Below are 20,661 nucleotides of genomic sequence, written 5' to 3' on the forward strand. Positions count from 1 at the left end.
CATGAGAAATGTATATATGGATTATGCAGCAACTACATATGTTAAACCGGAAGTTTTAGAAGAAATGATGCCATTTTTTACTGAAAAGTATGGAAATCCATCATCTTTTTATGGAATTTCTAGGGAAACTAAAATGGCTATTGATAAGGCTAGAAGTAGGGTTTCAAAAGCATTAAATTGTGATCCAAATGAGATTTATTTTACTGGCGGTGGATCAGAAGCAGACAACTGGGCTATTAAAGGAATAGCATCAGCTCATAGAAAAAAAGGAAATCATATTATAACAACAAAGATTGAGCACCATGCAGTACTTCACACTTGCGAATACTTAGAAAAAAATGGATTTGAAGTAACGTATTTAAATGTTGATAAAGAAGGTTTTATCAACTTAGAAGAACTTAAAAATGCTATAACAGATAAAACTATATTAGTTTCAATTATGTTTGCTAATAATGAAATAGGAACTATTCAACCTGTTAAAGAAATAGGTGAAATTTGTAGAGAAAGAAAAGTTTTATTCCATACTGACGCGGTTCAAGCAATAGGAAATATTCCAGTAGATGTTAAAGAAATGAATATTGATTTATTATCTTTAGCTGGACATAAAGTATATGGACCTAAGGGAATAGGAGCACTTTATATAAGAAAAGGTGTTAGAATTGATAACTTAATTCATGGTGGTGGCCAAGAAAGGGCTAGAAGAGCAGGTACTGAAAATACAGCATCTATAGTGGGTCTTGGAAAAGCAATTGAACTAGCTACTGAAAGTTTAGAAGAGCATAATAAAAAAATCACTAAGCTTAGAGATAGATTAATAGATGGCTTACTAAAGGTACCACATACAAGATTAAATGGACCAAGAGGGGAAAAAAGATTACCAGGTAATGCTAATATTACTTTTGAATTTATAGAGGGTGAATCAATACTTCTATCTTTAGATTTTGAAGGTGTATGCGCATCAAGTGGTAGTGCATGTACCTCAGGATCACTTGACCCATCTCACGTATTGTTAGCAATAGGATTACCTCATGAGTTAGCTCATGGATCTTTAAGATTGACATTAGGTGATGGATCAACAGATGAAGATGTAGATTATGTTTTAGAGGTTGTTCCACCTATTATAGAAAGACTAAGAAATATGTCTCCATTATGGGAAGACTTTTTAAAGAAGGGAGAAAAATATTATGATGTACAGCGATAAGGTTATGGATCATTTTAGAAATCCAAGAAATGTAGGGGAAATTGAAGATGCAAATGGCGTAGGTGAAGTAGGAAACGCTAAATGCGGAGATATAATGAAGGTTTATTTAAAAATTGAAGATAATATTGTCAAGGATGTTAAATTTAAGACATTTGGATGTGGATCTGCTATTGCTTCATCATCAATGGCAACAGAATTAATCAAAGGAAAGACTGTAGAAGAAGCTTGGGAGTTATCCAATAAAGCAGTTGCAGAAGCTTTAGATGGACTTCCACCTGTAAAAATGCACTGTTCTGTTTTAGCAGAAGAAGCTATACATAAAGCAATTAATGACTATAGAAAAAATACAGGTTTAGAGCTTTGGGATTTTGAAGAGCATGATGATATACACGATCATGTTCATGGTCATGAATAGGAATTAATATGAAGAAAAAAGTAGTAGTAGGTATGAGTGGTGGAGTTGACAGCTCTGTTGCTGCATACCTTTTAAAAGAACAAGGTTACGAAGTAATAGGCGTAACAATGAAACATTTTGATGATGAAGATGAAGACTATATTGAAAGAGAAGGTGGATGTTGTTCTCTTTCATCAGTAGAAGATGCAAGAAGAGTTGCCGATAAACTAGGAATACCTTTTTATGTTCTTAATTTTAAGGATTCCTTTAAAGAAAAGGTAATAGATTATTTTGTACAAGAGTATATGGAAGGAAAAACACCTAATCCATGTATTGCGTGCAATAAACATATAAAGTTTGATGAATTTCTAAGAAGAGCAAAAGGAATTGGAGCTGATTATGTAGCTACAGGACATTATGCTAAAATAGAAAAAAATGAAGATGGTAGATATTTTTTAATAAAAGCAGATGATGATAAGAAAGATCAAACATATGCTTTATATAATTTTACGCAAGAACAATTGAGTCAAACATTAATGCCTTGTGGGGATTATACTAAGGATAAAATAAGAGAAATAGCTAAAGAAATTGGTCTTGCAGTTCACAATAAAAAAGACAGTGAAGAAATATGCTTTATACCTGATAATAATCATGGTAAATACATTTTAAATGCTAGACCAAATCAAGTGAGAGAAGGAAACTTTGTTGATAAGAATGGTAATATATTAGGTAAACATAAAGGTATAGTTTATTATACAATAGGTCAAAGAAAAGGCTTAGGCTTAGCACTAGGTACTCCTATTTTTGTTACTGATATAAATCCAAGAACTAATGAAGTTGTTATAGGACCAGAAGAAGATGTCTTTAAAACTGATTTAGTTGCAAAGGATGTTAACTTTATTCCTTTTAATTCTCTTAGTGAAGAAATAACTGTATTTGCTAAAGTTAGATATCAAGCAAAACCTTCTGAAGCAATAATATCACCACTTGCAGATGGAAGAGTTAAAGTTTCTTTTAAGGAAAAGCAAAGAGCTATAACTAAAGGTCAATCAGTTGTATTTTATGATGGAAACGTCGTTGTTGGTGGCGGAATAATAGAAGAAATTATATAAATAAAAAAATTCTCATATGTAGATATGAGAATTTTTTTTTGTCTTTAGGAGATAATATAGTTATTCTATATAGAAGGGAGAAACTTATGTTAAAGAGTAAGGATTTCTATCTACTAAAAGTTTATGACGTAAGGGGGAAGTACCTAGGTGTTGTAGATGATATATATATTGATTTTCATAAAGGTAAAGTAGTAGGCTTTTTTGTTTCTAATTATCTTCTATTTAGTAAGAAAAATTTTGTTAGAAGCAGTGATATTATTTCTTTAGAAGAGGTAATGATTGTAAAAGTATTAAACGAAAAAGAGGGATTATCTTTTAAAAGCATAAAAGACATGGATATAAAAGATAAAAATAACATAATGAGAGGTGTATTAGAAGATGTGATAATTGAAAAAAAAGATTTATCAATAAAAGGGTTAGTTATGAGTTCAGGGATATTTGATAGGATGATAAAAGGAAAAGAAATACTATTATTAAAGGACTGTTTATTAGGGGAAGATTTTATTTTATATTATGGAAGTGATGAGGTTAGACTTCAAAGTTTACCTCGTAAGAGGAAAACATGTTGATATATAAAAAGTATAAAAAGATTATAAATTCAATCTTAGTAATCCTATCAATTTTATTAATTCTAATTTTGTATATAAAAATCAAGACGATAAGTAGCATAGTAAACATTGTTTTTATAGGATTTATACTTGCTTATGCATTAAAGCCTCTTAGGGATACTATAAGCGAGAAGTTTAAACTAAGTAAAAAAATATCATCAATTTCAATAATATTAACTATCTTTTTAGGTTTGATATTACTTTCCTATATAGTTATTCCGTCTATAATAAGGGAAAGCTATAGTATTGGATATATATTAGATAATATAGATGAGTATGTTAAGAGTATCGTATATAAATTGAATTTGAATGATATATCTTTTTTTGAAGCTATATATAATCAAATAAGTGAAGAAGTAAATATATTTTTTAGTAAAGTTACTGATAATTTATTAGAAAACTTGATGGTTTGTTTTGAAAGTTTAGTGTCTCTTGCTATTGTACCGATAGTAACATATTATTTCTTGGTTGATGGAGATTTAATTTATAATAAGCTTTTATTAATATTACCGACAGAAAAAAGAATAATTGCTAAAAGGGTTATTAGCCATATAGATAAAGTTTTATCAAGATACATAATAAGTCAATTGTTATTATCATTAATTATAGGAGCATTAACTTTTATAGTTCTTGTAATAATAGATGTAAAATTTGCTTTAATACTTGGCATATTTAATGGCGTATTAAATATAGTACCTTATTTTGGTCCTATAATAGGTGGAGTACCAGCTATATTTGTAGCTTTTATGGAATCACCTAATAAAGCATTATGGACGCTTATAGCAATATTTTTAATACAACAAATAGAGGGAAATATATTGTCACCTAAAATAACAGGGGATAGCACTAATATGCACCCGATTATAATTATAATTTTATTATTAGTAGGAGAAAAGTTAGGTGGACTTATAGGAATGATAGTTGCAGTTCCTATAGGAGTTATAGTTAAAGTAATATATGATGATATCAATGATTATTTGTTTTAAATAAAATAATTGACATATTTTAATAAATAAACTATAATTTCATTGAAATATAAGAAAATTTAATATTTAGCGTTGATAAGAATGAGTAAATATAGAGTATGTATTCAGAGAGGAAGTGGATGGTGAAAACTTCTTACATTATATATTGAAGCTATCTTGGAGCTATATTATCTAAGTGATGTATTTTTAATACATAATTAGGGTGGTACCGCGGAATTTATGTTTTCGTCCCTTTTTTATAGGGATGGAAACTTTTTTTATTATAAAAAACTATACAGTAAACAAATGGAGGTAATAGATATGAAGTTCATGGGAACAAACGAGCTTAGAGAAGCTTATTTGAAGTTTTTTGAATCAAAAGATCACTTAAGATTAGAGAGTTTTCCTCTAGTCCCTAAAAATGATAAATCATTATTATTAATAAATGCAGGTATGGCACCTCTTAAACCATATTTTACTGGATTACAGGAGCCGCCAAGAAAAAGAATAACTACTTGCCAAAAGTGTATAAGAACAGGGGATATAGAAAACGTAGGTAAAACATCAAGACATGGTACCTTCTTTGAAATGCTTGGGAATTTCTCGTTTGGAGATTATTTTAAAGAAGAAATTATTCCTTGGGCTTGGGAATTCATAACTAAAACTCTTCAAATTCCAAAAGATAAATTGTATGTAACAATATATTTAGAAGATGATGAAGCTTATGATATTTGGTGTAAAAAGACAGATGTAGATCCAAAGAGAATATTTAGACTTGGAAAAGATGATAACTTCTGGGAAATAGGTGTTGGACCATGTGGACCATGTACAGAAATTCATTATGATAGAGGCGAAGGAGTAATCACAAATGTAGAGGATTTCGTAAAAGCAAGTGATGAAGATAGAGTAGTTGAATTTTGGAATCTTGTATTTACACAATTTGATAAGGATGAAGAAGGAAATTACAATAGATTAGCAAACCCTAATATAGATACAGGTATGGGGCTTGAAAGAATTGCTACTATAATGCAAGGTGTAGATAATATATTTGAAATAGATACAGTTAAAAATATACTACAAAAAGCATCAGAACTTTCAGGTGTAAAATATGGAGAAGATAAGCTTAAGGATATTTCTTTAAGAATAATTACAGATCACGTTAAATCAGTTACTATGCTTATTTCGGATGGAGTTCAGCCAAGTAATGAAGGTAGGGGATATGTATTAAGAAGACTTTTAAGAAGAGCTGCAAGACATGGAAGATTACTTGGAATTAAAGGATTATTCTTAACTGATATAGTTGAATCAGTAGTTGAAAACTATAGCGGGGCTTATCCAATGCTTATAGAAAGTAAAGAATATATTGAAAGAATTGTTTCATTAGAAGAAGAAAGATTTAATGAAACAATAGATTCAGGAATGAATATCTTAAATGATTATATTGAAGAAATGGAAGCTTCTAATGAAAAAACGTTAAAAGGTGAAAAAGCATTTAAGCTGTATGATACTTATGGATTCCCAATTGAGTTAACAGAAGAAATTTTAGAAGAAAAAGGTATGAATGTTGACCATGAAGCATTTAGAAAAGAAATGGATGAGCAAAGACAAAGAGCTAGAAGTGCAAGAGGAGAATCATCATATATGGGAAGTGATGAAAATCCAATTAATAAGATAGATGCATCAATAAATACTGAATTTATTGGATATGATAATATTGAAGTAAATTCAAAAATATTAGTTTTAGCTAATGATAATAATTTTGTAGATGAATTATCAAAAGATGAAAAAGGTTATATAGTAACTGACAAAACACCATTTTATGCTGAAATGGGTGGCCAAGTAGGAGATAGAGGAATTATAAAAACAGCTTCTGGAGAAGCATATGTTTATGATACAAAGAAAAATGTTGGTGGAAAAACTATTCACTATGTTAAAGTTGTAGAAGGTACAATAAAAATAAATGAAGAGGCAAATCTAAAAATAGATGTTTTAAGAAGAAATAATATAGCGAAGAATCATACTGCAACACACATGTTACATGAAGCGTTAAAACAAGTTGTAGGTAAGCATGTAAATCAAGCAGGTTCATATGTTGATGATGAAAGATTAAGATTTGACTTTGCTCACTTCAAAGGGTTAACAGAAGAAGAAATAGAAAAGATAGAAGAGTTAGTTAACAAAAAGATAATGGAAGTATTTAATGTTGATACAAATCTTATGACTTTAGATGAAGCAAAAGAATCAGGTGCAATGGCTTTATTTGATGATAAATACGGCGATAAGGTTAGGGTTGTAAGTGTTGGAGAATTCTCAAAGGAACTTTGTGGAGGTACTCACGTTAATAACTCAGGAGAAATTGGATTGTTTAAAATAATAAATGAAGCAGGTGTTGCTGCAGGTATAAGAAGAATAGAGGCTGTATCAGGACTAAATGCAATAAAATATATGGAAGAAAAACAAAGACTTTTAAAAGAAGCATGTAGTGCTTTAAAATGTAGTGAAAAAGATGTATTAAAGAAGATAGCTTCACAAGGTGTTGAAATTAAAGAAAAAGAAAAGGAAATTTCAGAGCTTAAGAGTAAATTAACATGCGGTGTTGAAGATGATATTCTATCTTCTGCTAAAGAAGTAAATGGCATAAAAGTAGTAGCTTATGGTTTAGAAGGAATAGATGGAAATGCATTAAGAGACTTAGGTGATAAAATGAGAAGTAAACTTTCAAGCGGAGTTGTTGTCTTATTAAGTAATGTAGGTGGAAAAGTTAATGTGGTTTCTATGGCTACTAAGGATGTTTTAGAAAAAGGTATCCATTGTGGAAAGATAATTAAAGAAGTTGCAGCAGTAGTTGGCGGAGGTGGCGGTGGAAGACCGGACATGGCTCAAGCTGGTGGTAAGAATCCAGAAAATATAAAGTCTGCAATAGAAAAAACGTACTTAGTAGTAGAATCTTTAATAAAATAATCTTTAGCAAAATAGTGTACTTTTATAATTATATGGTTTATAATATAATTAAATTAAGTAAACCCATGTATAGAATTTTAAATATATGAGATAATATTATTAGGGATACTGTTAAACTAAATATAAGTAAGGGGGTGAGCTGCGAATAGCAGCAGTTGTATGAATAATAACTTAGATCAAACAATGCAATTTAATTTAAACATCAACAAAGAGGATTTGACAAAGTCAATATTAACAGATGTTTACAATGCGTTACAGGAGAAAGGTTATAATCCGATCAACCAATTAGTTGGATATCTTATTTCAGGGGACCCTTCTTACATCACAAGCTACAACGGAGCAAGAGCTTTACTAAGAAAACTTGAAAGAGATGAAATTCTTGAGGAAGTTATAAAATCTTATTTAGAAATAAAATAAAGAGTGCCCGTTTAATCGGGCACTCTTTAATGTTTAAGGAGATAAATATGAGAATTCTAGGTTTAGATGTAGGATCTAAAACTATAGGTGTTGCCATAAGTGATCCATTAGGATGGACTGCGCAGGGAATTACTACGATAAGAAGAAGCAAAAAAGAGCAAGATATAGAAGAAATAAAGAAGTTATGTAAAGAATATTCTGTTGAAACTATAGTTATAGGATTACCTAAAAATATGAATGGAACTATAGGTGAATCAGGAGAAAGAGTACTAGAACTTTCGGAAATTATAAAAGAAGCTACAGGTATAAAAGTTGAGATGTGGGATGAGAGACTTACTACGGTAGCAGCTCATAAAGCTATGCTTGAAGCAGATCTATCAAGGGGAAAAAGAAAGAAAATAGTTGATAAAATAGCCGCTACATATATACTGCAAGGATATTTAGATAGGCTTAGTATGAAATAATTAATTCATTTCCAATTGAAAATTATTATTGACAACCGTTAAGGTAAAAATTACAATTATAAAAAAAGGAGAAAAAATTATGGATAAGGATTTAAAACAATTAGAATTATATGATGAAGATGGAAAATTAGTAAAGTTAAATGTTGTTGCATTTTTTGATATGGTAAACCCAGATACAGAAGAAAAAAGTGAATATGTTATAGTTTACGATGATGATTATACTGAAGATGATATATTTGCTTTAAAGGTAGGGATAGATGAAGACGGAGATGATCTATTAATACCTATAGATGATGAAGTAGAATTAGCAGCGGTTCAAGAAGCTTATGACACTATTTTCGCTGATGAAGAATAAGATTAACTAAGAATAAAATCTAACTAAGAATAAAGGAAAGGGGTGTTGTTTGTGGAACAATCAAATAGTATAGATTTTAATGTTTTAAAAGAAGATTTAAAACAAAAAGGGTATAAATTGACGCCTCAAAGAAGAGCTATAGTTGACACTATTATAGATAAAGAAGGAGAACATTTAACTGCAGAAGAAATTTATGATGAAGTTAAAAAAAGTTGTCCTGAAATTGGTTTAGCTACAGTATATAGAACTATAATTTTATTAGAAGAATTAGGTGTAATATGTAAGCTAGATTTAAATGATGGTTGTAGCAGATATGAATTAGTTCGTAAAGATGAGGGGCATAGACACCATCACTTAGTTTGTAACGAATGTAAAAGTGTTATTGAAGTTCAAGATGATTTATTAGACGAACTTGAAGAAGAAGTTGAAAGATCATATGGATTTAAAATTTTAGACCATAGTGTTAAATTCTTTGGGCTTTGTAGAAAATGCCAAAGTAAGATGGATAACAATAAATAAGATAAATAAGATAAATAAGGGAACTCCTCTCTATTGAGACGACAACCTTTGTAATACATATTTTAGGAAGAAGGAGGGGACATATTGAAAAACGAGAAGGCAAAAGTTAAGATTATTCCTTTAGGTGGGATAAATGAAATAGGTAAAAATATAACTGCAATAGAATATAAAAATGATATAGTGGTTATAGATTGCGGCTTAAAATTTCCAGATGAAGATATGTTCGGTATTGATTTAGTAATACCAGATATTAGTTATTTATTAAAAAATAAAGATAAGATAAGAGGAATATTTTTAACTCATGGGCATGAGGATCATATAGGTGCATTACCTTATGTTTTAAGACAATTAGATGTACCTGTATATGGAACAAAGTTAACTCTTGGAATTGTTGAAACTAAGCTTAAGGAGCACGGATTGTTAAGTTCAACAGAATTAATAAGAGTTAAGCCAAGAGATGTAATTAAATTAAACTCAGTTTCAGTAGAGTTTATAAAAACAAACCATTCTATTGCAGATTCAGTTGCAATAGCAATACACACTCCACTAGGAGTAGTTTTACACACAGGAGATTTTAAAATCGACTACACTCCTATAGATGGAGAACCAATGGACTTTGCAAGATTTGCTGAAATTGGTAAAAGAGGTGTATTGGCAATGATGGCTGATTCAACAAATGTTGAAAAGCCGGGATACACTATGTCTGAAAAAGTAGTAGGTGAAAGTTTTGCAAGGTTATTCTCAAAAGCAAAGGGAAGAATAATTGTTGCGACATTTGCATCAAATGTACACAGGATACAACAAATAATTGATGCAGCAAGTATGCATGGAAGAAAAGTTGCAGTATCAGGAAGAAGTATGGAAAATATAGTAGCTGTTGCTGCAGAACTTGGATATTTAGAATTTGAAAAAGATATTTTAGTAAGCATAGATCAAATCAATAAATATACAAATGACAAGGTAGTAATTATAACTACAGGTAGTCAAGGTGAACCTATGTCAGCACTTGCAAGAATGGCAAGTTCAGAGCATAGAAAAGTTAACATTGTAGAAGGCGATACTGTAATAATTTCTGCAACACCAATCCCTGGAAATGAAAAATTGGTTTCTAAGGTTATAAATCAATTATTCCAAAAGGGAGCTGAGGTAATATATAAATCATTAGCTGAAATTCATGTATCTGGGCATGCATGTCAAGAAGAATTGAAGTTAATGCAATGTTTAGTGAAACCTAAGTTCTTTATACCAGTTCATGGTGAATATAGACATTTAAAGCAACATGGAGAGCTAGCAATATCTTTAGGTATGCCAGAAGAAAATGTTATAATTCCTGAAAATGGCGGTGTCATAGAAGTTAATAGAAGTACTATTAAAAGAAATGGTTCTGTAAATTCAGGTCAAGTGTTTGTTGATGGATTAGGAGTTGGAGACGTTGGAAATATTGTTTTAAGAGATAGAAAGCATTTATCTCAAGATGGTATTCTAACTGTTGTAGTAACTTTATCAAAAGAAAACAACTCAGTTATTGCAGGGCCAGATATAATATCTAGAGGATTTGTTTATGTAAGAGAGTCAGAAGGATTAATGGACGAGGCTAAGGAAATAGTTAAAGATGCTCTAAGACAGTGTGAAGAAAATAATATAACTGATTGGGCAAGCTTAAAGTCTAAAGTAAGAGATGAACTAAGAGGCTATCTATATGAAAAAACAAAAAGAAAACCTATGATATTACCAATAATAATGGAAATATAATCTGTAAGGTTGACATTTTGCAATAATAATCTTAGAATGGAATATAGTCTAAGATATAAATTTTAAAAAAATTGGATACAGGTGTATCCAATTTTATTTTGGGAAAAATAAGTTATAGGTTTACATTATGAAATATACTGGAGGAAATTAAATGAATTTAATAAGTAGAGATGATATAAGAAATATAGCTATAATAGCTCACGTTGACCATGGTAAGACTACACTTGTAGATGCCTTATTAAAAGAAAGTCACGTTTTTAGAAATAATGAAAAAATAGAAGAAAGAGTCATGGACTCAAATGATTTAGAAAAAGAAAGAGGAATTACAATTCTTTCTAAGAATACAGCTATTATGTACAATGGAGTTAAAATAAATGTAGTAGATACTCCAGGGCATGCTGACTTCGGTGGAGAAGTTGAACGTGTACTTAAAATGGTTGACTCTGTTTTATTAGTAGTTGATTCCTATGAAGGTCCAATGCCTCAAACTAAATTTGTTTTAAAGAAGGCATTAGAGCTTGGATTACAACCAATTGTTGTTATAAATAAAATAGACAAACCAAATGCAAGACCAGAAGAAGTAATTGATGAAGTATTTGAATTATTCTTAGAGCTTGGTGCTGATGATGAACAATTAGATTTCCAAATTATTTATGCATCTGCAAGAGAAGGATTTGCAAGATATAATGTTGAAGATACAAATACTGATATGGTTCCATTATTTGAAACTATATTAGAAAATGTAGAAGCTCCAAAGGGATATATAGATGGACCATTCCAAATGCTTGTAACTACACTAGATACAAATGAATATGTAGGAAGAATAGCTATTGGTAAAATACATAGAGGTTCTGTTAAAAAGAACCAACAAGTTGCTTTAGTAAGAAGAGATGGAAGCACATCAAACTATAGAGTTTCAAGTATATTTACATACAATGGATTAAATAGAGAAGATGCACAAGAAGCTTCTCTTGGAGATATAATTGCTTTAAGTGGTATTCCAGATTGTAATATAGGTGAAACTATAGCAGATGCACAAGAGCCAGAAGCTCTACCATTTGTTGAAATAGATGAACCAACATTAAGCATGAACTTTATGGTTAATGATTCTCCTTTTGCTGGTAGAGAAGGTGAATTTGTTACATCAAGACATTTAAGAGATAGATTATTAAAGGAATTAGAAACAAACGTAAGTTTAAGAGTTAATGAAATATCTTCAGATTGCTTTGAAGTTTCAGGAAGAGGAGAACTACACTTATCTATTCTTATTGAAACTATGAGAAGAGAAGGATATGAGTTCCAAGTTTCAAAAGCAAATGTTATTTTTAAAGAAGAAAATGGTAAGAAGCTAGAACCTATGGAGTACTTAACTATAGATGTTCCAGAAGAATTTATGGGACCTGTTATGGAAAAGTTAGGACCAAGAAAGGCTGAAATGGTTAATATGACTTCAGCAGTTAATGGTTATACAAGATTAGAATTCATTGTGCCTGCAAGAGGATTAATTGGATTTAGAAACGAATTTATGACTGATACAAAAGGTAATGGTATAATGAACCATGTATTCCATGGATATGATAAATATAAAGGCGAAATTCCAGGAAGAAGCAGAGGATCAATATGTTCATTTGAAGATGGGGATGCAATAACTTATGGACTATTCAATGCACAAGAAAGAGGAACATTATTCATAGGAGCTGGAGTACCTGTATATCAAGGTATGATAGTTGGGGAATGTTCAAGAGCAGAAGATATTGATATAAATATATGTAAAGGTAAGAAGTTAACTAATACTAGAGCTTCAGGATCAGATGACTCACTTAAGTTAACTCCTCCAAGACAAATGACATTAGAACAATGTCTTGAATTTATTAATGCTGACGAATTAGTTGAAGTTACGCCTGAAAATATAAGAATGAGAAAAAGCGTATTAGATGCAGCTGAAAGAAGAAGAATAACAAGTAGAAGTAAAAAATAATAAATGAAATAAAATATCTTTATAAGTATAAAAAAAAGTATTATAATAAAGTAAATAGCCATAATAGGCTATTTACTTTGTATGTAGGGGGTTTTTATGAGAAAATCGAAATCCAAAACAATTCCTATAATAATAATTTTAATACTAATTATAAGTTGTTTCGTTTTATTTAAAAGAGTATTAAATAAACCATTAAACACTTCAGAAGACATAGTTATCAATGTACAAGAAGGGGATAGTTTTTATAGCATAATAAATACTTTATCAAAAGAAAATAAAATAAAAAATTTACCACTTATAAAATTATTTGTTAAGATCTCAAGGAAAAATATAGATGTAAAACCAGGTGAATATGTTTTACAGAAAGATTTAAATGTTAATGAATTAATAAATACATTAACAAGTGAGTCATCATTGAATATTGTGAAGTTTACAGTTCCTGAAGGATATACAATAGATGATATAAGTGAAAAATTAGAAAAAGAAGGAATCTGTAGTAAAGAAGATTTTATTAAAGCTATAAAAGAGTATGAGTTGCCATCGTTTGTAAACATAAATAGTGAAAAAAGATATAATTTAGAGGGATATTTATTTCCAGATACATATTTAATAAAAGTTGGAGAAACACCTAAAGAAATAATTACAAAAATGGTTGCAAGATTTAAAGAAATGCTTAATGAAGCAATCAAAGAAGTAAATACTACTGTTAAAAATGAAGATATAGAAACTGTTGTTACTATAGCATCTATGATAGAAAAAGAAGCTAGGATTGATTCAGAAAGACCTGTTATTGCATCTGTCATAGTTAATAGACTAAATATTGACATGATGTTACAAATAGATGCAACCGTGATATATGCATTAGGTGAACATGTTGATACGGTGTTATACAGTCATTTAGAAACAAATTCTCCATACAATACATATAAAAATTATGGATTGCCTGTTGGACCAATATCTAATCCAGGCTTAGAATCTATAAAAGCAGCACTTAAACCTGAGCAAACAGATTACTTATTTTATGTTTTACAAAATGATAAAACACATTACTTTACTAATAATTATGAAGATTTTATAAAAAAACAAAATGATCTTGGATATTAAGATAAAAACTTAAGGCTATAATTTACAGTGCCTATTCGGAGGAGTAACATGAGTGGAATAACCCATGATTATATGGAAGAATATATAAGAAGCTTAATACCTAAAGCTTGTGATAAATATAAAGAATTAGAGGACTTTGCTAGAGAAAATAAGGTTCCAATAGCACAAAAAGAAACAGCTAAATTTTTAGAGTTTATGGTTAGTATGAAAAGACCTTTAAGAATTTTAGAACTTGGAACAGCTATAGGATATTCAGCGATTTTGATGTATGAAGCATCAGGAACAAAACCAACTATTACAACTATAGAACGTGATGAAAATATGATAAAATATGCTAGGGAAAATTTCGAAAAATATAACCTTCAAGAAAAAATAGAGATTAAAGAAGGAGATTGCCTAGAAATTTTAGAAGATTTAAATGAACCATATGATTTAATATTTATGGATGCTGGGAAGGGTCATTACAATCATTTTTTACCACATTGTTTAAGGTTGTTAAAAGATGATGGAGTTATAGTAGCAGATAATGTTTTGTTTAGAGGGATGGTTGCATCTAATGAATTAGTAAAAAGACGAAAAATAACAATAGTAAAAAGAATGAGAGAATATTTAGAATTAGTATCTAATGATAAAGATTTAATTACTTCTGTAATACCAATGGGGGATGGAATTGCAGTGACTAAAAGGAGGTAAAAATATGATTAAACCAGAAATTTTAGCACCAGCAGGGAGCCTAGAAAAATTAAAAATTGCAATAGACTTTGGAGCCGATGCAGTATATATAGGTGGAGGAAGACTTAATTTAAGAGCTTTTTCAGATAACTTCACTAATGAAGAAATGGCAGAAGGAGTAAAGTACTGTCATGATAGAGGGAAAAAATTATATGTAACAATGAATGTATTTCCAAGAAATCATGACTTAAAGGGTGTAGAAGAGTATATCAAGGGATTATACGATTTAGGAATAGATGCAATTATAGCTGCTGATCCATCAATAGTAATGGCAGCAAAAATAGCAGCACCAGATTTAGAAATACATTTAAGTACTCAAGCAAATACAGTTAACTGGATGGCGACTAAGTTTTGGTATGAACAAGGCGTTAAGAGAGTAGTTTTAGCTAGAGAATTAACTCTAAATGAAATTAATGTTATAAAAGAAAATATTCCAGAAGATTGTGAGTTAGAAGTATTTATACATGGATCAATGTGTATTGCATATTCTGGAAGATGTCTTATTTCAAATTATATGTTAGGAAGAGATGCTAACAAGGGAATATGCTCAAATGCTTGTAGATATAAGTATTATTTAGTTGAAGAAACTAGACCAGGTGAATATTATCCAGTTGTAGAAGATGATAATGGCACATATATAATGAATTCAAAAGATTTATGTATGATAAAACATATACCTGAGCTTATTAAGAGTGGTATTCATTCATTAAAAATAGAAGGTAGAATGAAGAGTGAATTTTATGTAGCTTCAGTAGTTAAAGCTTATAGAGAAGCTGTTGATTCATATATAGCAAATCCTGAGGGATATGAGTTTAAACAAGAATGGATGGATACATTATTAAGAATAAGTCATAGACAATATCATACAGGTTTCTTCTTTGGAAAAACTGGAGAACAAAATTATGATGTGTCATCTTATGTTAGAGATTATGATATAGTAGGTATTGTTCAAAGTTATGATCCTGAAACAAAAGAAGCAACTATTCTTCAAAAAAATAGAGTTTTTGAAGGTGATGTAGTTGAAGTTTTAAGATCTCATACACCTAATTTCAATGTAAAACTTGATGAAATGTTTGATGTGGAGAAAAAAGTTAAAACTAATGTTGCTAATAGAGCGCATATGGTATTTAAAGCTAAAGTGGAAACTCCATTAAAAGAAAAAGATATGTTAATTAAAGGAAAGAAAGTTTTAGAGCTGTAGACATAAGAAGGAGGAACTATAATGAAAAAGCCAATCTTAATTGGAATAACTGGTGGAACAGGATCGGGTAAAAGTAGCATTGCAGACGCCATATATTCAAGTTTTTCTAATGAATGTATAGCAATGATACAGCAAGATATGTATTATAAAGATCAAAGTCATTTATCTATGGAGGAAAGGGTTAAAACAAATTATGATCATCCAAGAGCGTTTGATAATGATTTGCTAATCAAACATTTAAGCGATTTAATTAATGGAATTGCTATCAACAAGCCTATTTATGATTTTTCAAATCATAATAGAGCTAAAGAAACAGTAAGAATAGATCCTAAAGATATTATAATCGTTGAAGGTATATTAGTATTAGAAGATGAAAGACTTAGAGAGTTGTTAGATATAAAGGTATATGTTGATACTGATGCTGATATAAGAATCCTTAGAAGATTAATTAGAGATATTAATGAAAGAGGAAGAACTGTAGATTCAGTTGTTAGTCAGTATTTAGATGTTGTTAGACCTATGCATATGCAATTTACGGAGCCAACAAAAAGATACGCAGATATTATAGTTCCAGAAGGTGGACAGAATAAAGTTGCAATTGATATACTTGTAACTAAAATAAAAGATATTATAAAATAGAAAAAAATGTATAAAAGACACCTCCAAAGGCTAGAATTAAGCCTAGGGAGGTGTTTTTTTATAATGAATAAAAATAGAGCTGATTTAAAGAGAATTGTAATAATAACGGGGAGTTACTTAATAATTATATCTTTATTGGTTGTTAGATTATATTTTCTTCAGGTGCATCCATCGTCAAATGTTTCGGGGCAAATGAAAAATTATCAATCTGAAAATCTATCTCAGATGAAATATAGAATTTTTGATACTAATGGGAAAGATATGATGGACTATAATAAAAAATACATAGTTATATTGGATACTAAGCCTTTTATGCTTAATAATTACGAAGAGACACTGGAAGATTTAATGGCCTTAAATTTTATCATGAAATCTGAAGAACCTGATTTTAATTATTCAGATGTTATGAAAAATGATGGTAAAATATACTATACTGTTAGTGAAGAAACTTTTAATAAAGTAAATAAATTAAAAAATATAAAAGGGATATATACCTATACATACGATGAAGTTGATACTAAGGAAGCTTGGAAGACAAGTAACTTTTTAGCAAATATAGCTGATGAAAATGTTATTGAAAATTCACTAGAATATGATTTGAATTCTTATATAAAAAATAATACTTATCCAGAAGCTAAATTTTATTTGGATGAAAAAGCTGTTTATGGAGATGGAAAGCTTACTTTAGAAAATAATAATAATATTAAATTAACTGTAGATGAAACCTGGGAGGATAAGGTTAGAGAGGTGCTTAAAAAAGAAAATTATGCGTTTTTAAAAAATATTGGTGTAGTGGTATCTGAGGTAGAAACAGGGAAAATAAAAGCTATGGTTCAAAAGGATGAAACTCAAGCAAATGTAAATTTAGGAATAGAGCAATTAGGCTATGAGCCAGGGTCAATATTTAAGGTAATAACAGAAACAGTTGCATTAGATAAAGGCATTATTAGTCCAACTGATGTTTTTTCTTGTACTGGTGAGATCTGTAGCAAGGATGGTAAACCTTATGGTCATGGGGATTTATCAGTAGAAGATGCATTGAAAATATCATGTAATGATGTTTTTGCAAAAGTGGGAGCAAAAGTCGGTTATAATGAAATGATGACTTACTTAGAAAAAATGGGGTTATTTAAGCCGGTCTTTAATATAAAAGGTGAAAATAGAAATGAAGCTTCAGGAGTAAAACCTACTGTGGAAAATAGTATGAATAATATTTCAATAGGTCAAACTATAATGGTTACTCCAGTACAAATGGCTGGATTATATAATACGGTGGTCAATGATGGCGTTTATATAAAGCCTACTATAGTTGAGTCAATAGTTGATGATAATGATAATATTGTAAAGGAATTTAAAGAAGAGCAGGTAAGGGTATTTAGTCAAACAGCTGCAAGACTAGCTCAGGAAACAATGTCAAAAGTAATTTGGGAGGGTTCAGGGTTTGAAGCTAAAGTAGAAGGCGTTAATATTGGAGGAAAAACTGGTACATCAACAGGAAATGGGGGTACTAACCATGGGTGGTTTGCTGGATATTTTGAAATGGATGGCAAAAAGTATACTATAGTAGTTATTGCACCTAATATTGGAGAAAAACATCCTGATGGAAGAGAACTTGGTGGAGGAAATACTGGAGCTCCTATCTTTAGAGATATAGTTACATCATTAACTAAGAAATAAGAATACTTAATTTTAAAAAGAAAATATAAAATTATTATAAATAATAAAAACTGTCATAAAATCTGTATTGATGTTATGACAGTTTTTATTTTGTGACATAGTATGAATTTTATGATTAATTATAGCTAGTTATAAAAACTTAATAATAATAATATATCTAATATAAAATTACTAAAAAAATATTCCAACTTTATTTTAAGAAACACAAGCAATATTTTCGGATTTCATCATATTATATAATAAGCACTACGAGGAGGAAGTTCTGTGTTTTTTTTATCTAATATTATAGAGCTGTTATGTAATTCTGTATTTTTAACAGGTTATATTTCAGGCAATAATACATTTCCAAAACCACTTGATGAAGAAGAAGAAGAGCAATATTTAAAACTTTTAAAAAATGGGGACAAAGAAGCAAAAAGCATATTAATAGAAAGGAATCTTAGATTAGTAGCACATATAGTAAAGAAATATAATTTTCCAAATAAAGATATTGATGAACTAATATCTATAGGAACTGTTGGACTTATAAAAGCAATAGATTCATTTGATGCATCAAAAGGAACTAGGTTAGCTACTTATGCATCAAGATGTATAGAAAATGAGATATTAATGCTTTTTAGAAATAACAAAAAACAAAAAAATGAAGTATATTTACAGGATCCTATTGGAGTTGATAAAGAAGGAAATGAAATTTGCTTAATTGATGTATTAAGTAGCGAAAAAGATTCTGTTTTAGAAAAAGTTGAAAGTAATCTTCAAATTAAGCAATTATATAATAAAATATGTGTTTCATTAAGCGAAAGAGAAGGAGAAATTGTAAAGATGAGGTATGGACTTATTGATGGTAGGTGCAGGACCCAAAGGGAAATAGCAGCATTATTAGGTATTTCAAGATCATATGTTTCAAGAATTGAAAAGAAAGCTTTAAAAAAGCTGAAAAAAGAGTTATCAACAAAATAACATTATAAACATATATATCCTACATTGAAATATTATGTAATATAAAGAAGGAATATAGAAAGTTTTATCGAATAAAATAAGATAGACATAATCTAGCAACATGGAGGATATAGAATAATGTATGTGTTGAATGATTTATTAAATGAGACAATAGAAAAAGGGGCATCAGATTTACATTTGACAGTTGGATTACCTCCAACTATAAGAGTTAATGGAAGTTTGATTAAATTAGGAACTGAAAAACTAATGCCAAGTGCATTAAGGGATTTTTCAAAAGAAATATTGGGAGAAAATTTTGAATTATATAATAAAACAGGTGAAATGGATACATCATATTCTATTTCCGGGACGGGAAGGTTTAGAGTAAATATATTTAAACAAAGAAATAGCGATGCTATTGCTATTAGAGTAATTGCATTAAAAATACCGAGTTTAGATGAATTAAAGCATCCTAAAGTAATAAAGGATATAATTCAAAAGCAAAGAGGATTAGTATTAGTTACTGGACCAACAGGAAGTGGTAAAAGTACAACATTAGCGGCCATGATAAATGAAATAAATAATACAAGAGAGGCTCATATTATAACATTAGAAGATCCAATAGAATACCTTCACAAGCATAATAATTGCATAATAAATCAAAGAGAAATAGGAAAAGATAGCAAGAGTTATCAAAGTGCACTAAGAGCTATTTTAAGAGAAGATCCAGATGTTATACTTGTAGGGGAGATGAGAGACCTAGAAACTATTTCAATTGCAATAACTGCAGCTGAAACAGGTCATTTAGTATTCTCCACGCTACATACAATAGGGGCTGCTAAAACTATCGATAGAATTATAGATGTTTTTCCACCGCATCAGCAACAACAAATAAGAGTACAATTAGCAGCTGTATTACAAGGTGTTGTATCTCAGCAATTAGTACCAGTTGAAGATAATAAAGGGAGAGTTGCTGCTTTAGAAATAATGACTACAACACCAGGCATTCAAAATCTAATTAGAGAAGGTAAGACACATCAAATAGAATCAGCAATTCAAACAGGTGGAAAATATGGAATGAAAACTATGGATATGGCATTAGCAGAATTATATAAAAAAGGTATCATAAGTGGAGAAACTGCATTAACATATTCAGTTGATAGGGAGACTATAAAAAGAATAATGATGTTATAAGAAGCTGTATCAAAATAAATTTTGATATTAGCAAATAAAAAGGGAAGTTCTAATTGGAGCTTCCCTTTTTAGCATATATAAATAATAGATAAAAATCTCTATTTAGGTTTAAAACGTCTTTAAGTAAGTAAAATCAATGGTTTAAAATGGGCTAACGAAACGCGAGATCCTTTAGAAAAATAAGAGATTAACTTTTTTAAGGAAATAAAGTTTACTTGAAATTGAATAAATTAAATTTTATATTAAATGGATTTATAAGACCGCACCTTTTATAAATTTATAAAATAACACAACTTATTAGAGGAAATTTAGAATCTTTGTTGAATATAAGATTATAAATGTTTTTTTATATATTTTAAATGTATTTAACAATAGATAATAAGAAAATCTTATTATACATAGATAAAGGGAGTGTTATTAAAAAAAAGTACGTATGATTTTTTTTAAAA

Annotated in this window: 19 protein-coding genes and 1 other annotated feature; all 19 genes read left to right on the forward strand. The window is 29.6% G+C overall.

Annotated features, from left to right (window positions below; all coding sequences use genetic code 11):
• The first annotated feature begins 1 nt into the window (after nucleotide 1).
• The 19 genes from nifS to J2Z25_RS01520 all read left to right on the forward strand — a co-directional run bounded on the left by nifS (nucleotide 2) and on the right by J2Z25_RS01520 (nucleotide 20,212).
• Complete coding sequence (nifS, locus tag J2Z25_RS01430; protein WP_209737798.1) at nucleotides 2-1,201, forward strand: cysteine desulfurase NifS; 1,200 nt, start codon at nucleotides 2-4, stop codon at nucleotides 1,199-1,201.
• A complete protein-coding gene (gene nifU / locus J2Z25_RS01435; protein ID WP_008678265.1) occupies nucleotides 1,185-1,616 on the forward strand; it encodes a Fe-S cluster assembly scaffold protein NifU in 432 nt (143 codons plus the stop codon). The genes nifS and nifU overlap by 17 nt, the downstream gene beginning before the upstream one ends.
• 8 nt (nucleotides 1,617-1,624) lie before the next feature.
• Entirely contained in the window at nucleotides 1,625-2,707 is a 1,083-nt protein-coding gene (gene mnmA / locus J2Z25_RS01440) for a tRNA 2-thiouridine(34) synthase MnmA (protein WP_245173026.1), read from the forward strand.
• Nucleotides 2,708-2,793: 86 nt separating this feature from the next.
• The gene (locus J2Z25_RS01445; RefSeq protein WP_209737800.1) at nucleotides 2,794-3,276 is read left to right on the forward strand and encodes a PRC-barrel domain-containing protein; all 483 of its coding nucleotides are present in this window, start codon (nucleotides 2,794-2,796) and stop codon (nucleotides 3,274-3,276) included.
• Complete coding sequence (locus J2Z25_RS01450; protein WP_209737802.1) at nucleotides 3,270-4,301, forward strand: AI-2E family transporter; 1,032 nt, start codon at nucleotides 3,270-3,272, stop codon at nucleotides 4,299-4,301. Before J2Z25_RS01445 ends, J2Z25_RS01450 begins: the two co-directional genes overlap by 7 nt.
• Nucleotides 4,302-4,364: 63 nt before the next feature.
• Nucleotides 4,365-4,537 (forward strand) — a binding site (T-box leader).
• A 64-nt stretch (nucleotides 4,538-4,601) separates the two neighbouring features.
• Entirely contained in the window at nucleotides 4,602-7,241 is a 2,640-nt protein-coding gene (gene alaS, locus J2Z25_RS01455; RefSeq protein WP_209737804.1) for an alanine--tRNA ligase, read from the forward strand.
• A 159-nt stretch (nucleotides 7,242-7,400) separates the two neighbouring features.
• Nucleotides 7,401-7,658, forward strand: coding sequence for an IreB family regulatory phosphoprotein (locus J2Z25_RS01460; protein ID WP_008678270.1), 258 nt, complete (start codon nucleotides 7,401-7,403; stop codon nucleotides 7,656-7,658).
• A gap of 47 nt (nucleotides 7,659-7,705) precedes the next feature.
• Nucleotides 7,706-8,122, forward strand: a complete 417-nt coding sequence (ruvX, locus tag J2Z25_RS01465; protein ID WP_008678271.1) for a Holliday junction resolvase RuvX — start codon at nucleotides 7,706-7,708, stop codon at nucleotides 8,120-8,122.
• A 79-nt stretch (nucleotides 8,123-8,201) separates the two neighbouring features.
• Nucleotides 8,202-8,477 carry a DUF1292 domain-containing protein gene (locus J2Z25_RS01470; RefSeq protein WP_008678272.1) on the forward strand — a complete coding sequence of 92 codons (276 nt, stop codon included), beginning with the start codon at nucleotides 8,202-8,204 and terminating at the stop codon, nucleotides 8,475-8,477.
• A gap of 51 nt (nucleotides 8,478-8,528) precedes the next feature.
• Nucleotides 8,529-8,996, forward strand: coding sequence for a Fur family transcriptional regulator (locus tag J2Z25_RS01475; RefSeq protein WP_035285135.1), 468 nt, complete (start codon nucleotides 8,529-8,531; stop codon nucleotides 8,994-8,996).
• An 84-nt stretch (nucleotides 8,997-9,080) separates the two neighbouring features.
• A complete protein-coding gene (locus J2Z25_RS01480) occupies nucleotides 9,081-10,748 on the forward strand; it encodes a ribonuclease J (protein ID WP_008678274.1) in 1,668 nt (555 codons plus the stop codon).
• Nucleotides 10,749-10,899: 151 nt separating this feature from the next.
• Nucleotides 10,900-12,726: a translational GTPase TypA gene (gene typA / locus J2Z25_RS01485; RefSeq protein ID WP_209737816.1), complete on the forward strand. Its 1,827-nt coding sequence runs from the start codon at nucleotides 10,900-10,902 to the stop codon at nucleotides 12,724-12,726.
• Between the two features lie 96 nt (nucleotides 12,727-12,822).
• Nucleotides 12,823-13,830 carry an endolytic transglycosylase MltG gene (mltG, locus tag J2Z25_RS01490; RefSeq protein ID WP_209737818.1) on the forward strand — a complete coding sequence of 336 codons (1,008 nt, stop codon included), beginning with the start codon at nucleotides 12,823-12,825 and terminating at the stop codon, nucleotides 13,828-13,830.
• Between the two features lie 48 nt (nucleotides 13,831-13,878).
• Nucleotides 13,879-14,523: an O-methyltransferase gene (locus J2Z25_RS01495; protein WP_008678279.1), complete on the forward strand. Its 645-nt coding sequence runs from the start codon at nucleotides 13,879-13,881 to the stop codon at nucleotides 14,521-14,523.
• A gap of 4 nt (nucleotides 14,524-14,527) precedes the next feature.
• A complete protein-coding gene (locus J2Z25_RS01500; protein WP_209737820.1) occupies nucleotides 14,528-15,763 on the forward strand; it encodes a peptidase U32 family protein in 1,236 nt (411 codons plus the stop codon).
• A gap of 21 nt (nucleotides 15,764-15,784) precedes the next feature.
• Nucleotides 15,785-16,402 carry a uridine kinase gene (udk, locus tag J2Z25_RS01505; RefSeq protein ID WP_195954175.1) on the forward strand — a complete coding sequence of 206 codons (618 nt, stop codon included), beginning with the start codon at nucleotides 15,785-15,787 and terminating at the stop codon, nucleotides 16,400-16,402.
• A 63-nt stretch (nucleotides 16,403-16,465) separates the two neighbouring features.
• Nucleotides 16,466-18,079 carry a penicillin-binding transpeptidase domain-containing protein gene (locus J2Z25_RS01510; RefSeq protein ID WP_209737822.1) on the forward strand — a complete coding sequence of 538 codons (1,614 nt, stop codon included), beginning with the start codon at nucleotides 16,466-16,468 and terminating at the stop codon, nucleotides 18,077-18,079.
• 264 nt (nucleotides 18,080-18,343) lie between these two features.
• Nucleotides 18,344-19,039 carry an RNA polymerase sporulation sigma factor SigK gene (gene sigK, locus J2Z25_RS01515; protein ID WP_008678288.1) on the forward strand — a complete coding sequence of 232 codons (696 nt, stop codon included), beginning with the start codon at nucleotides 18,344-18,346 and terminating at the stop codon, nucleotides 19,037-19,039.
• A gap of 117 nt (nucleotides 19,040-19,156) precedes the next feature.
• Nucleotides 19,157-20,212 (forward strand): type IV pilus twitching motility protein PilT, encoded by a 1,056-nt coding sequence (locus tag J2Z25_RS01520; protein WP_008678290.1) that lies wholly within the window; start codon nucleotides 19,157-19,159, stop codon nucleotides 20,210-20,212.
• The last annotated feature ends 449 nt before the right edge of the window (nucleotides 20,213-20,661 follow it).

The sequence above is a fragment of the Clostridium tertium genome, assembly GCF_017873245.1.
Lineage (GTDB): Bacteria > Bacillota > Clostridia > Clostridiales > Clostridiaceae > Clostridium > Clostridium tertium.